A 13,968-nucleotide genomic window follows, 5' to 3' on the forward strand; every position below is an offset into this window, starting at 1 on the left:
CACCGACCTCGCTGTTAATCGAGTCGCATAGTTTCCCGAAGGCCGTGTGGATGCCGCGCATGTCGGCCGTCACGGTGAAGTGAAAGCTGCTGGCACGTACTTCAGCGGGATCGATGGCCAATGGCAGGCTCATCAGAACCAACGCCATGGCAAAGACGATAATAGTGAACGGATAGATCCTGGCTTTCACGACACGACCCCTATATCAATGTGACTCATGATTTTAACCGCACCTTATACGAATATCCTCCTATCCCATACCCTTCAAAATACATAAAAATACAGCGCTGTCTTCTTTTTAATTTACCGGTCATCTCTTTTCCCTCACTGGAAAAGACTCTCACTTGCCCCTCATCTGCCGTGGTGAAGCTGCCCTATTTTTGCCAGAGACACTTCGTGGCTTCCACTAACGAAGCAACCGGGTCAACCACGAGCTCCCTCACCAAGGTCCTTAACACAGCATTCTCTGATATAAAATCGGCCACCGGAGGGCTGGTCTGGTAGTACCACTCCACCAGTTGAGAGCCAAGGCTATTTTGTAGCAGCACCTCATCCCTGAACGCACGTAACACATCGATTTCCGCAGCGGTCGATGTGCCGTAGGCAGCGGTGGCGATGAAGCAGCCCCCTCCAGCAGCAGGGAATGTGTCCTGCTCGGAGTTGTTGTCCTCGTTTGACTCATCAACAGCGTCATCCTTATCGGCACGAACCTCAATACTGTCGGATTTGTCTGAAAGCGTGAACGGGCCAGATTTCATCGGGTCCGTGCACTCACCTGCATCCAGTGCGCCAATGGCTTGGTCTTGCTGCCAGGAGCCGTCGATGTAGACCCCAGCAACACTCGCACCTGCAGAGGCCGTGCCTTCGTTGCACACACTGAAGGTAACATTGTAGGTCGAACCTTCCTCGACCCATTCCTGTGACATGGAACGGACCACGAGGTCTGGGCTGGGTGTTGAGGTCGGCGTTGGCGTAGGAGTGGGAGTGGGAGTGGGAGTGGGAGTAGGTGTAGGTGTTGGGGTCGGGGTAGGGGTTGGTGTAGGAGTGGGTGTAGGTGTCGGCGTAGGCGTAGGAGTAGGCGTCGGTGTAGGAGTCGGGGTAGGGGTTGGTGTAGGAGTGGGAGTGGGTGTAGGTGTCGGCGTAGGCGTAGGAGTAGGCGTCGGTGTAGGAGTAGGGGTAGGGGTTGGTGTAGGAGTGGGTGTAGGTGTCGGCGTAGGCGTAGGGGTAGGCGTAGGTGTAGGGGTCGGGTCGCCGCTGACGACGACATTGTCCACCCGTGTGCTGTCAAAATCTTCATCGGTGTCCCCCCAGAAACGGATATCAATGCTGGTATCTTCCGCAGTGCTGCCAAGGGCTACATCCACAGACGTTGCCGGCCAAGTCTCAGTGTCGCTAGTAAGGTCGTGTGTATTGACGGTGGTCCAGCTGCCGGCAGCAGACAGCTTCCACTGCACAACTAGGTCGCCGTCGTCACTGCCATCGTTGTCGGTATCCTGGCCCCAGTCGTACTCCAGGTGGATGTTCACCAGGCCTGTTGTGTCGATGCCCGACTTCGTGGCATTCGCACCGCTGCGCAGCTGGAGGTACTTATCGCCCGCAAGACCAAGGGGCCTAATGGCACAGTCCAACCCACTCCCATCGCTATCAGTCCAACCCGGCACGGTGTTCACGAAAATAGTGCCGAAATCATCCTGGAAGACGATGGTGGTCTGCGTAGCCTGTGTTATGCCGATGATCAGAAGCGGAGCGGCCACAAGTGCTACCAGCATTAAAGCTAACATCAAATACACTATCATTGCTTTCATTTCTTCACCCTACTTTTTGGTTTCAAATTGAAACGGTATTAACCCCCCGGGAGTATATATTTCGTGCGGGACTCTCAATTTGGTTTATAGCACTATGTATACAGCCTGTCAACATATATTATCCTAATATAAATTAATCTTTCCAACATAGTCCTCCCAGAAATAGGCTGACCTGACGCCCTGGTCGGGGTTAATACTAGGTTGTGCGGCGACAAAAAAACCTCCAGCGATAGGCTTTGACACCCCGCTTGAAGGCTTATTTTTGGGCAAAACCATAAATCGCCATACTTCCTTATCCGATATTCTTTTTTATGTGAATCCTCAGTCTTGCCCGTATGTGATTGTGGCTACTTGCAGGAAGCGCCTGGCGAAAGGCTCACATTTAGGGTAACATAACATTCGCCATTTGTCTGTAGAAAAAGTCTGTATTTTTTGTGGGGAAAGTATGTATTTTTTATTGTGGGGAAACCCTTACAAAATTGTGGTTTTTTGTAGGGAGGGTTTGACACAGGTCAATACCACCGTGCGGGCTGTCAGGTACGCGGGTATGGGTTAGCTGGATTCAATATCGGGGCAGCAATATGCCAGCTCTTTAAGCTTTAGCGACAGCCTGGAGTTCTACAAGCTGCCGCTATCGTGACAAGCTAAATGGCCGTTAAAGTGAGTGGCTGGTGGTGGTCTTTCTTGTCCTTTTGTCTCGCCGTCTTTGGCGGCGTTTGCCAGCGATAGACTTGCGCTCCTTGCGTCTCTTGTCGGCGAGGTACTTGGATTCGTGCTTCATGTCGTATTGGGATCAGTGTTTTGCCATTATACCATGTCGCGGGGGCGTTAGCACCCAGATGGACCTCTCCTCACTTGAAATGGTTTAGCGATATATGCGCTCTGGCAGCTTTAGTGATAGCTTGAAGTTTTATAGAGACTGCTGAAATAGTCTCAATCAACCCCCTAATCCCCCAATCTTGGGGGACTTTTTTTAAAGCTGGGGGACACCCCCAGACCCCCGGCCCCGATAAAATCGGGGCACCTCTTTTTCAGCGGTCTCTTATAGATTGATGTTGGGTTGAAGACTAACTGTGCCGGCCAGTAAAAAGCGCCTACCGGTTCTGAGGAGCTCAAGGAAGGGGTGGTGCCCCCAAGTGACGCGTGTTCGAAAGTTGGCGAAGTGGTACAATTGTTTGAGACAGGTCCGGGCAAACATGACTACAAGGAAAATCTCAAATACCTCTGCGGCTTCAACAGATGAAGCTGAGGAAAAGCCACAAGCCCCTTTTGAATTTAAGACTAGCAAGGAAATAGTCTTTCTTAAAGAAGTAGTTGAACGTAGTCTTCCTCCTAATACAAGATTCTTAACTACTATTCCATATAAGAACCTGACTATTTTTGTAATAGCTACCGATTCTAAGATGATAATGGTTGACGACGGGTTCTTGCCTCTGGGTGTAGTAATACTTAATGTAGGTAAACCGAAAGCCCTTTTACTTACACGAGAAGAATACGAAGTACCGTATGAATTAGCAGGCGGTGAACGTTATGCAAGGTATGGTATATCCGATATCTACAGGATGTCGGAATTAAACGGATTAAGATTGATAGGAGTAGGACAACCATACAGAGGGCCAATGTTGACGGGCCACGGTGATGCTAACAGCAATATTCATTCTATTGAGGGTGTGCTGGTGGCGGAATTAGTCAATTATCTGGCAGGGGTAATTGCGAAGAGGTATGGCCTTGTATTGCGTAAGCTGTTAGTAACAAGCTGTAATTCTAGAACCGGGGCGCCGGGAGAAGCGGATATCCCCGTTTTTTATGCTCTGGAAGATGTGACGCCTTTCTCTAATCTGGATACAAGGACCAGTGCGAGGGGAAGCGGGCCGGTTGACCTTTTTGTAACCTGGGGTGATAGATGGATGGCCAAGTTACCGGGCCGAGAACCAGTTAGATATCAGCCAAAGGCTGAAGATGTTGCTGCTCATCCGCCGCTGACAAGAGAAGAAATAGAGTTTTTATTACGAAAGGATGCCGAGGAAAGAGCTAAGGCGCAGGCTGAGGAGGTTCTGAAGTCCGCAGAAGAACCTCAAAAAGTGGAGAGGTCCAGGATTATCGCGGATTATTTGGCGCTGTTGAAAGCAAGCTTCGTATCTCTGGGCCAGAGGGCCGCGCGGAGGTCTCAGGAAATTGATCCCTCTGTGCCCCCGTATACAACCTTTGAAGTTCCAGAGTCGATTGATGATAGGCAGGATGTTGAGAGCACTATTTACGGGATAGATGGGGATATTGAAGGATTAATAGGTGCATTATTTGAGGGTGATTTAAGCCAAGAGGAATTTAATAATTATATGTTAGAGAAGGCTGATGAATTGAGAGAGAAATGGTCTCCTGCTATAGAATCCGCAAAGAGTCATGTCAAAAGCAGACAGGATGCGATTAAGATTCTAGATTCCTTATTGGCAGATATGCCGGTAACCCATACTATTATTCCGTTCAGGAGCCTTTTAGAAGGTTGGAGGAAAGAATTGGAGTATTCTGCTGCCCCCAAGTGACGCGTGTTCGAATAGGTTAACATGCATTCCAAATCCGCCTGGCTTAAATGAACCTTGGCTTCCTGTAGCTTGTTGATGATCTGCTCCGGCGTAAACGCCCTTCTGGTCATATAAAACCCCCTTTCCAAATCGATCCAAGTCTAACATTTTACTTGGACCAATTTTTGGGGGGCAGGTCAAGGTGAGGATATACATCCCGATGTAGTATCATTTGACGAACATGATTGAACAAAGAAGCTAACTTAATGTAGCCCAATAATATTTTTTAACAACTTGACTATTTCTTCGTTTAATGCGATAATAAGTCAAATAAAATAATTGGAGGTAAAGTATTGCAGAGATTATTTAAAGTATTAGGATTAGCGGTAATAACAGCCATTCTGGTAGTTGCTCTGGCAGGTACCGTTTTAGCCGGTGATAATGGATATATGGAACCTGCTCCGGAATCTGGCGATTGTAGTTCTAATGGCAGTGGCTTTGATGGCGACGTTGGGTCAGGGACTGGACCTGCCCCGAATGCAGGTCTTGGTATTCATGATGGCAGTGGTTTCTAATTCCCATAATAGGCTTATTGAGAGCTAGCTTCTGAATCATATCGACTGGATAACTTCGAAGCGATAAAGGGGAAGCATAAATGCTTCCCCTTTTTATTTATAGACTTAAACATTAGCCATATTGTCTGATCAAACAATATGGCTTCTCGTTACATTGCCACTCACATTGGCAGGGATTTATCCTTAAGAAGTCGCCGTAATAGCTGCATGAACAAGCAATAGGTTTGTTTAGTAAAAAGTAACCAATAGATGACCGAAGATCCTGCCAAATATTCTTAATTCAATGTGTCCAGTTTCAAGGGTTCCCTTCACTTCATCTATACGGATTTAAGTCTACTTTGTAAATAGCATCAATAATCTCTGTCAGCTTTTGCTCAAATTAGATTGCTGTGGGTTCAATGAAATCTACTCGTTTCAAATCTTTGAGAAGCTCCGGTACGCTACAGGTCTCTATCAAACTGGGGATAACTGTAAGACGCCCGTTTATTGCTTCGGTGAGTGCAACATTCATTTCCTTAGTGCACCAGTTCGAGCTACTGAATCCCTGACTCAGAAATATAAGGCAAGCATCGCTATGCTCGAATCCTTCTCCGATCTTGCCGGTGATAGAATCTCCCGCGTTAATCTTCCACTTATCAAACCATACTCTTATACCCTGTTGAGACAATCTCTCGGCAATTGTCTCTGCAATCTTCTCTGACTTGGTCTTTTGTTTATAAGAAATGAAAACTTGATGCGCTCCACTTACCATTGGGGGCTGGCCGCTAATTTCCCTTACATTATTTGTGAGATGTTCCCATGCTTGCTGCTTCATTCAAGAAGTAATATTACTTGCAACGAGCTGCTGGGATCGAGATAACGAATCCCACTCTAAGTTAAATTGATCAGTATACTTTGGTTGGGTTTTGAAGAAGTACGTTGCGATAAGTTGATTAGGTATGTTTGTAGGTGGCATTGTGGTGTAGTTGCAGAAAATTCCCGTAATGATAGCCTGAACTTTAAGAGGAACACCACCAGTTACAGGGATCTCATATATAGGAATGTGCGCTGAAATTACTTTTTCTAGAGGCTCTATTTTTTCACGTATCTCAATTGATAATCCCTCCCAATCAATTGAAAATATATCAGATAGTTCACGAACCTCAGAAAAATCACCATTGGCATTTTGAAATTGTGCACAATATTCTATACTTAGCGGTGGCCTCTTCTCAATATCGTGCAGTGAACGGATATTATATCCGAACGTAAGGTCCGATATTATTCTGGGTAAATTCGTCTCCATACCTTCCTCTAGATTATGGTTTCTGCGTTAATACTACATTGGTCTCGACTGATTGATCATGCTACCGTAGTTCTAACATCGCCTCGTGATTATACCACTTTTCAAATGAGCATAACTCATTCCTGCTGATAATGACGTCCTACAATAGAGCCAACAAGAAGCTCATTGTAGCGCAACTACAGATTAATAGGGATCAGACTATTGGTTGTTAAGCAAGTGAATTAATCCCATAATGCTAACTCTCTAACAGGCCTTAAGTTAACTTGCATTAAAATTCTGCAGAAATGCATTTTAAGTACATTGCTAAGGGTAAAATATTATTGAAAAAAATTGGGGTGTTATTTTAGGGTTTTTAGAATGCAGAATAGGAGATTGCTGTCAAAATGACGGAAGAATTCGGGGGGATTGGGGAGCACCTTAAAGCCAGAAAGTCTAACTCTGTAAGTGGTACCATTTCTGGGGGTAGGTCAGAGGACGAGGAAGGTCGAAGAGGAATCCTCCAGAATGTGTTCGTTAAGTTTGTGGTGGATCGTCAGCGTATCGTTGATATCGAGGTAAAGCCTCCCTATAGCTGGCTGATGAGATGGAAACCTATGCAGGTAGCAGGGGAAAATCTGTCCGTGAAATGATAGTGTGGTGCCCCCAAGGGAACTCGAATCCCTGTTTCCAGCTTGAAAGGCTGACGTCCTAGGCCACTAGACGATGGGGGCTTTTTAATCCTCCATATTTTAGCACAGAGGTGGATAGCTTGCCTATGGGTAGACAGCAGATCGCTCAAGCGACATCTTTTCGTCTAAGCCAAGCATGAGGTTCATGCTCTGTACTGCCTGACCGGCCCCGCCCTTTACCAGGTTGTCGATGCAGCTAACGACGATGAGCCGCTCCGTTCTAGGATCAATGGTGGGGTAGATCAGACACAGGTTTGTGCCCAGGGTTTGCTTGGTCTGGGGCGGTATGTCAACCACCCTGACAAAGGGTTCGCCAAGGTAGAACTCCCGGTAAATCTCCTGTACATTCTGCTTTCCTGCCTTAAGCCTGGCATAGCAGGTGGTGAGGATGCCCCGGCTCATCGGTACGAGATGGGGCACGAAGGTCACCGAGAGGGCAAGCGCCGGGTTTAGTCCGCCAAGCTCCTGGGTAATCTCGGGCAGATGGCGATGCCCCTCGAGGGCATAGGCTGAGACATTCTCGTTCACCTCGGCGAAATGGGTTCCCATGCTCAGCGTTCTCCCTGCTCCGGAGACACCGGACTTGGCATCGATTACGATGTCCGGCTCGATCAGCCCCTCCCTAACCGCAGGGGCCAGGGCCAGTATTGCGCTGGTGGGGTAGCAGCCGGGGTTGGCTACCAGTCGGCTTGATGTTATCCGTTGGCGATTTAGCTCCACCAGTCCGTAGACCGCCTCGCCGAGAAGCTGCGGTGCGGGGTGGGCAAAGTCATACCATTTCTGGTAACCCTCGGCCTCCTTGAGCCTGAAGTCGGCGCTTATATCGATCACCTTGATGCCCCGCCCGAGCGCCTCCGCCACGGCCTCAGCGCTCATCCTATGCGGCAGTGCGGAGAAGACCAGAGTCACCTCCCCCAGCTCAGGCTCGATCACCATATCGATGTCGGCTAGGTGAGGCAATACCACACCAATCCTCTGCCCCACGGCGCTTCTCCCCGTAATCGAGGCTAGTTCAACACGGGGATGGTGGTGAAGGAGCCTTGCAAGCTCCATGCCCACATAGCCTGTTACGTTGATAATGCCTACTTTCACCGTCATTACTGTTCTACCTCCCTCAAACCAGGCTGATTTCTCCTTGCTCTCCTCTTTTGTCGTGCTATATCGCTCAGCCTTTCATCGCTGATGCCGAAGTGATGTGCTATCTCGTGACGCACCGTCTCTGCAACCCCGCGCACTATTCCTCTGTCGGAGCGGTATGTCATTTCGATGGGCTTCTGAAAAATGGTTATCTTATCCGGTGCCACCATAGCATGCCTTTTTCCCTGTTGGGTCAGTGGTATGCCTTCATAGAGGCCCAGGAGCTCCCCCCGACGCGTGCGCCCGACGCTGCCTAGCTGATTACGTGTTGGCCAGTACTGGACCACTACGGCGATGTTCTCCAGCCTCTCCATGAACTCCGGCGGCAAGCCTTCGATGGCTTCAGCTACCAGTTGCTCAAATCGCTCCCTTTCCATGGGAACACCCTCCCCTTAGCACGCACTCATGACACCGGGGGCGCTGTGCCTGACATACCCTCCTGCCGTGAGCCAGCATGTTGAGATGAAATTGATAGATTGCCTCAGCAGGCACCAGTCCCTCCAGTAGCTCGTGCGCCCGCGCCGGCGACACCCCTCTGCCGATAAGCCCCAGGCGCCTGGATACCCGATAAACATGGGTATCCACGGGGAGCGCCGGCCTTCCCATCGAGAACAGCAGCACGCAGCTTGCCGTTTTGGGTCCTACCCCGGGCAGCGCTTGAAGCCATGCCCTGGCTTTGTGGAGCGGGAGCGTGCTAAGGAACCCCAGGTCCGGAGATCCGGAACCATCGAGGATTCCCTCGAGGATCGCCTTTATCCGCGGTGCCTTAATCCGGCTCAGCCCGCCGCATGAGATAGCCGCAGCGATCTCATCGCTCTGCGCCCCCGCTACCCTATCCCAACTTCCGAAGGCAGAAATGAGGCTACTGAAGGCCCGGTGTGAGTTAACATCCGAGGTGTTTTGCGAGAGGACAGCCATAACTAGCTCGGAGAGCGGATCGCTTCTCCGTTTCCACTGGGGAATGCCATACTCCTGCCCCAGCAGGTGGATGATCTCATCGATGGTCATAGCGCCCTCAGGTGGCAGGTATCGTTTAGCAAGGTGACGGTCGCATTGCCCTCACTCATTTCAAAAAGGTTGATCGCCGCGGTATCCTGCTCTATCTGCCAGAAATGGGAATTGTCAAGGCCAAGGAGATGGCAGAGGAGCACCTTGCAGACCACCCGGTGAGTCACCAGGACAACCGTCGCGTCCTTGTGCCGGGCTGCCAGGTCATCGATGGTAGCGGCCGACCTCTTCCTGACATCCTCCAGGCTATCTCCCTGGGGAATCTCAAGTATCTGTGGGCTATAGCGCCAGAGCTTGAAGAGAGCGGGGTAGTTTTGCTTTACCTCATCGATGGAAAGCCCCTGCCAGACTCCGAAGTTCATATCAATAATACCCTCGAGCGGAACCACCGGGATGCCGAGCGGGTGGGCGATAATCTCGGCAGTGGCCATCGCTCGCCTCAGTGGGCTGGAGTAGATAGCTGCTACCTCCCACCGGGCGATCCGTGGCGCTGCTGCCTCCGCCTGCCTTATCCCGGTTTCATCCAGATCGATGTCTACCCACCCCCTGAACCTCTCTTTTTGGTTCCACTCGGTCTGCCCATGCCTGATTAGAATAAAACGAGCCAAATCAGCCTCCTATTGGGTTTAGATTAGCCCCTCCTCCCTGAGGGCGCTAATAATATACTGAATCTCAGTTCCGGTTAGGCCGAAGCGATGCAGGGTGTGGCGCACCATCTCCAGACCAGCTTCAAACTCGGGGCGCACCAGCTCGGCAACGCCCATGGTGCGAAGCGTCTTCGCCTCATCATCGAAATGGACCCTGGCCACCACATCCAGCTTGGGGTTTATGCCCAGGGCGTTCCTCACCGTCAGCTCTGTAGCTATGGGGTCATGGAAGGTGATCACCAGCACCTTTGCTTTATCCAGAACAGCCCGGGAGAGTATCTCCGGGTTGCTCGCATCACCGTAGAGGTAGGGCACCTCCCTGGCGCGCAGGGCATCGATGGCCCGCGGGTCATTATCGATCACCAGATAGGAAAAGCCCCTTCTCTCCAGAACCATGCCTAGATTTTGTCCCACCTGACCGTGCCCGCAGATAACCACGTGTCTGCTTAGATTAAGACCACGGCTGAAGTGGGGATCTGCGCGACCGGCCAGAACCTTGGCGAACCTTTCCCCCTGGCTGAGTCTCCTGTAGAGAATCGATACCCCGCCCACGGCGAAAGGCGTTAGTAATATGGTAATGACCGCGCTGGTCAAGGTCAAGTCGTACAGGTATTTGGACATAACCCCCTCGCCCAGGGCGGCAGCGGCCAGCACGAAGCTGAACTCCCCGATCTGAAACATCCCGGCGCCGACATAGAGCATGGTCTTGGCAGTGTAGCCGAAGAGCCAGGGGATGAGGGAGCAGATGATGAACTTACCACCGATGATTGCGATCACCACCACACTGACCGCCCCCAGATTATCCACCAGGAAGCGGGGGTCGATGAGCATGCCCAGGGAGACAAAGAAGAGGGTGGCAAAGATGTCGCGCAGGGGGATGACCTCGGCGAGGGCCTGATGAGCATAATCGGACTCACTTATTAGTAGCCCGGCGACGAAGGCGCCCAACGCCAGCGATATCCCGAAGTAATCACTGGCAAAAGCCACCGCCAGGCACAGGCCGAATATGGCCAGCAGGAAAAGCTCCCTAGAGCGCAGCCCGGCCACCCGCCTCATAACCCTGGGCAGGACCCACAGCCCCAGGACAAGCATTGTTCCCAGGAAAAGCACAGCCTTAAGCGCTGCTATGCCTAATGCGGCTGCCCAACCCGGCTCCCCGATGACAGGCAGCACCACCATCATCGGCACAACTGCCAGGTCCTGCACCAGCAGGATGCCGATCATGACGCGACCGTGAGCGGTGTCCAGCTCGCCCCGCTCCATGAGGAGCTTGAGCACTATCATGGTGCTGGAAAGGGCGATGAAAAAGCCAAAAAATACAGCCTCCGTAATCGGCCAGTGAAGCAATAGGCCTACCACTAACCCTAGAGCCGTGGTGGCCAGGATCTGAACCATGCCACCAATGATGGCAACCCGCCCCGTGCGCCTCAGCGTTTTCAGGGAGAACTCAAGACCCAGGGTGAAAAGCAGAAGGACAACCCCGATCTCCGCCAGGGTCCTAATCTGCTCAACTTCACCGACCAGACCAAAACCATAGGGACCGACAGCGATGCCACCGATAAGATAGCCCAGGATGACCGGCAAGCCGAGGCGGCGGGCAATCATCCCCCCGATAAAGGCGACGACCAGAACTATGACTAGGGCGATAAGATCCAGATTTACCCTCCCCCTTCTTAAGGACAGAGTGATAAGCTATTCTAACACAGGATTTAATGGCAGGACAGTGTTGTGCGGTGTACAGGACATAGTGATACGTCGCCGCAAGCCTATTATTGATATAATTGCGATTGAAATGAGGTAGTCTCACCTTTTCCCAGTCACCTGACCTGAGATGGCGCACTGCTCCGATAGATCGGAGAGACACCCGTCAAAGGGGGGAGCGGCAGGTTGGGGCGGGTGCTCCAACCTGCCCATAAATAAATCCCCTGCCCCCGATCTAGGATGCAGTGTCGGCCGACCTGTCGGCCTCGGTGGACTCCCCTTTATATCTACTGCGTGGTAAAACCTATGGTGTAGCAGAGATGTTTTCTCCTCCACTTGTCCCCGAGGGGTTAGTTTATCGCAAGGCATCACAGGGTGATGAAGTGAAGGGAAACTCACGACACCAGGCGTCACTCAATCATTGACAATAGACCTGCTCCCTCGGTAAACTAAGCCTGCTCACCATGAAAGCGGAGCTGACAGGTGCATTAGAATTGGCGGGAAAGCCGACTCTATATACAGATTGAGGTTATAAAGTGGTAGCGAGCGATGAGATACAAGGACAGATCGTAAGCGCCCTCGAGGGGCAGGATGCCGATTACATTGAGGTTCGCATCGAGGAGCGGGAGGCGAGCCGTATCCGTTACCGGGGGAGGGAGCTGGAGGATATTGGCCGCAGCACCAGCCTCGGCGGGAATGCACGTGCCCTGGTTAGCGGAGGGTGGGGCTTTGTCAGCTTCAACGAGATAGGCGGACTGCGGGATAAGGTGATGCTGGCGGTGAAGCAGGCGGGGTTGGTGGGGAAGGTGAGGGCACGGGAGTTCGAAAAAGGGGAGGAGAACAGGCTTAGCCCGGTGGAGCCGGTGGTGGACACGGTGGCACCCCGCATTAAAAGGGACCCCGCCACCGTCTCTTTGGCACGGAAGAATCGTCTCCTCGATGAGTATAACAAGTTAATCTGGGCCACCCCCAAGATCCAGACCTCCGTGATCGCCTATGGGGATAGCAAGAAAACGGTGGTTTTCGCCAACTCAGAGGGCAGCTATATCGAGCAGACAAAGGTGGACCTCAGCTTGCGCCTGATGGTGATTGCCAGGGAGGATGGCGATATACAGCAGGTGGTGCTCAGCGTGGGCTCAAGCGGCGACTTCGGCGTTGTGGAGGTACTTCATCAGGAGGTAGGGGAGGTGGCACAGCGCGCCGTAGCGCTTCTCTCCGCGCCCCGGGTTAAGGGAGGGGAGTATACCGTGGTCTTGGACCCGGTCATTGCCGGTGTTTTCGTCCATGAGGCCTTCGGCCACCTCTCCGAATCAGATTTCGTCTATGAAAACGACCGCATGAAGGATGTTATGGTCTTGGGGAGGAGGTTCGGGGGGGAGCACCTCAACATCGTCGATGGCGCTGCTGTACCCGGGCTTCGAGGTAGCTACAAATATGACGATGAGGGCGTGCCCGCCACCAGGAGCCATCTAATTAAGGAAGGGGTGCTGGTGGGGAGGCTTCACTCGCGAGAGACCGCAGCCAAGATGGGAGAAAAGCCCACCGGGAACGCCAGAGCGCTGGATTATCGACATCCCCCGATTGTTCGCATGACCAATACCTTCATCGAGCCACAGGGCGTCTCCTTCGAGGAGATGATAGCCGATATCAAGGAGGGGGTCTATGTGAAGAACTGGTATGGTGGTATGACCTCGATGGAGATGTTCACCTTCTCCGCAGGCGAGGCGTACATGATCCGTAATGGTAGGGTTGAGGAGCTACTCCGACCTGTGGTGCTAAGCGGCAATGTGTTCACCACCCTTGGGAACATAGATGCCATAGGAAATGACCTGGAGATGAACCAGGGAGGTGGCTGTGGCAAGGGGGCGCAGTCCCCGCTCCCCGTCTCCAACGGCAGCCCCCACATAAGGATTCAGAAGTGCCTGGTGGGAGGAAGATGAGGATAGTAATTGGTAGGACAAAGTGGTGTGAAGAGGTGGCCTATGGCTAATAAATTCGAACAGCTAGCAGTATGGTATTTGCGGTTGAACGGCTATTTGACGACTCCCAATTTCGTGCTCCACCCTGACATTCGAGGGTCTGAGAGAACCGATGCGGATATCCTTGCCGTTAGGTTTCCACACTCAAAAGAAGTTGCAGGGAGGGAGATGGAAGTGGACAGCAAACTAGTATGTCAACATGGAAAGATTGACTTCATTATAGCTGAAGTCAAGAGCGGAAAGTGTCGTCTGAACGGGCCTTGGACAAATAAACAGCAGGAGAACATGCACTATGTGTTGAGGTGGTTGGGTATGGTTCCTGAATCGGAAGTATCTGGGGTGGCCGACGATTTGTACAGGAAACAGGTGTGTGAAAGTGAGGGCTGGATTATAAGACTGGCCTGCTTCGGTAATCAAGAATCGCCGCATTTGCCAGAAAATGTTCTTCAGCTTACCCATGAGCATGTCGTTAAATTCATGTCGGAACGATTCAAAGGACATGCTGATGTTAAGAGTGCTCACAAGCAATGGGATAGTTTTATAGAGAAATATTATAGGATGGCAGTCCGAGACAAGATGAGTACCCCCGAAATTTTAAAGTGTATCTCGGCACAAATGTAAACAGTAAATTTTTGGTGGAGTGGATT

14 protein-coding genes and 1 tRNA gene are annotated in these 13,968 nt (G+C 51.5%); 5 read left to right on the forward strand and 10 right to left on the reverse strand.

Annotated elements, in window-relative coordinates; all coding sequences use genetic code 11:
• Both VMX96_04455 and VMX96_04460 read right to left on the reverse strand, forming a co-directional pair.
• Positions 1-190, reverse strand: a 190-nt coding sequence (locus VMX96_04455; protein HUU63156.1) for a hypothetical protein, incomplete at its 3' end; no start/stop codon positions are given.
• A gap of 184 nt (positions 191-374) precedes the next feature.
• Positions 375-1,805 (reverse strand): CFI-box-CTERM domain-containing protein, encoded by a 1,431-nt coding sequence (locus VMX96_04460; protein HUU63157.1) that lies wholly within the window; start codon positions 1,803-1,805, stop codon positions 375-377.
• Positions 1,806-3,001: 1,196 nt separating this feature from the next.
• On the opposite strand from VMX96_04460, the gene VMX96_04465 reads away from it, so the two are divergent.
• Together VMX96_04465 and VMX96_04470 are read left to right on the forward strand one after the other, a co-directional pair.
• Positions 3,002-4,345 carry a hypothetical protein gene (locus VMX96_04465; GenBank protein ID HUU63158.1) on the forward strand — a complete coding sequence of 448 codons (1,344 nt, stop codon included), beginning with the start codon at positions 3,002-3,004 and terminating at the stop codon, positions 4,343-4,345.
• A gap of 420 nt (positions 4,346-4,765) precedes the next feature.
• Positions 4,766-4,927, forward strand: coding sequence for a hypothetical protein (locus VMX96_04470; protein HUU63159.1), 162 nt, complete (start codon positions 4,766-4,768; stop codon positions 4,925-4,927).
• 351 nt (positions 4,928-5,278) lie between these two features.
• Here the strand turns inward: VMX96_04470 and VMX96_04475 are convergent, their stop codons facing one another.
• Positions 5,279-5,650 (reverse strand): toll/interleukin-1 receptor domain-containing protein, encoded by a 372-nt coding sequence (locus VMX96_04475; protein ID HUU63160.1) that lies wholly within the window; start codon positions 5,648-5,650, stop codon positions 5,279-5,281.
• A 63-nt stretch (positions 5,651-5,713) separates the two neighbouring features.
• Complete coding sequence (locus VMX96_04480) at positions 5,714-6,181, reverse strand: hypothetical protein (GenBank protein HUU63161.1); 468 nt, start codon at positions 6,179-6,181, stop codon at positions 5,714-5,716.
• A 383-nt stretch (positions 6,182-6,564) separates the two neighbouring features.
• Here VMX96_04480 and VMX96_04485 point away from each other — a divergent pair, with 383 nt between their 5' ends.
• Entirely contained in the window at positions 6,565-6,810 is a 246-nt protein-coding gene (locus tag VMX96_04485; GenBank protein HUU63162.1) for a hypothetical protein, read from the forward strand.
• 5 nt (positions 6,811-6,815) lie between these two features.
• On the opposite strand, the gene VMX96_04490 is transcribed toward VMX96_04485, so the two are convergent.
• The 6 genes from VMX96_04490 to VMX96_04515 all read right to left on the reverse strand — a co-directional run bounded on the left by VMX96_04490 (position 6,816) and on the right by VMX96_04515 (position 11,330).
• Positions 6,816-6,891: transfer RNA gene (locus VMX96_04490), tRNA-Glu, on the reverse strand.
• Between the two features lie 42 nt (positions 6,892-6,933).
• Entirely contained in the window at positions 6,934-7,947 is a 1,014-nt protein-coding gene (argC, locus tag VMX96_04495) for an N-acetyl-gamma-glutamyl-phosphate reductase (GenBank protein HUU63163.1), read from the reverse strand.
• Positions 7,947-8,363 (reverse strand): metallopeptidase family protein, encoded by a 417-nt coding sequence (locus VMX96_04500; GenBank protein HUU63164.1) that lies wholly within the window; start codon positions 8,361-8,363, stop codon positions 7,947-7,949. The genes argC and VMX96_04500 overlap by 1 nt, the downstream gene beginning before the upstream one ends.
• Complete coding sequence (gene nth, locus VMX96_04505; protein HUU63165.1) at positions 8,344-8,994, reverse strand: endonuclease III; 651 nt, start codon at positions 8,992-8,994, stop codon at positions 8,344-8,346. Before nth ends, VMX96_04500 begins: the two co-directional genes overlap by 20 nt.
• Complete coding sequence (locus tag VMX96_04510; GenBank protein HUU63166.1) at positions 8,991-9,602, reverse strand: histidine phosphatase family protein; 612 nt, start codon at positions 9,600-9,602, stop codon at positions 8,991-8,993. The genes nth and VMX96_04510 overlap by 4 nt, the downstream gene beginning before the upstream one ends.
• 18 nt (positions 9,603-9,620) lie before the next feature.
• Positions 9,621-11,330, reverse strand: coding sequence for a cation:proton antiporter (locus tag VMX96_04515; GenBank protein ID HUU63167.1), 1,710 nt, complete (start codon positions 11,328-11,330; stop codon positions 9,621-9,623).
• A gap of 548 nt (positions 11,331-11,878) precedes the next feature.
• Here VMX96_04515 and VMX96_04520 point away from each other — a divergent pair.
• The gene (locus VMX96_04520; GenBank protein HUU63168.1) at positions 11,879-13,282 is read left to right on the forward strand and encodes a TldD/PmbA family protein; all 1,404 of its coding nucleotides are present in this window, start codon (positions 11,879-11,881) and stop codon (positions 13,280-13,282) included.
• A gap of 42 nt (positions 13,283-13,324) precedes the next feature.
• On the forward strand, positions 13,325-13,942 hold the full coding sequence (locus VMX96_04525; protein HUU63169.1) for a hypothetical protein: 618 nt from the start codon (positions 13,325-13,327) through the stop codon (positions 13,940-13,942).
• Positions 13,943-13,968: the final 26 nt, after the last annotated feature.

Source organism: Dehalococcoidia bacterium (genome assembly GCA_035528575.1).
In the GTDB taxonomy this organism is placed as follows: domain Bacteria; phylum Chloroflexota; class Dehalococcoidia; order E44-bin15; family E44-bin15; genus DATKYK01.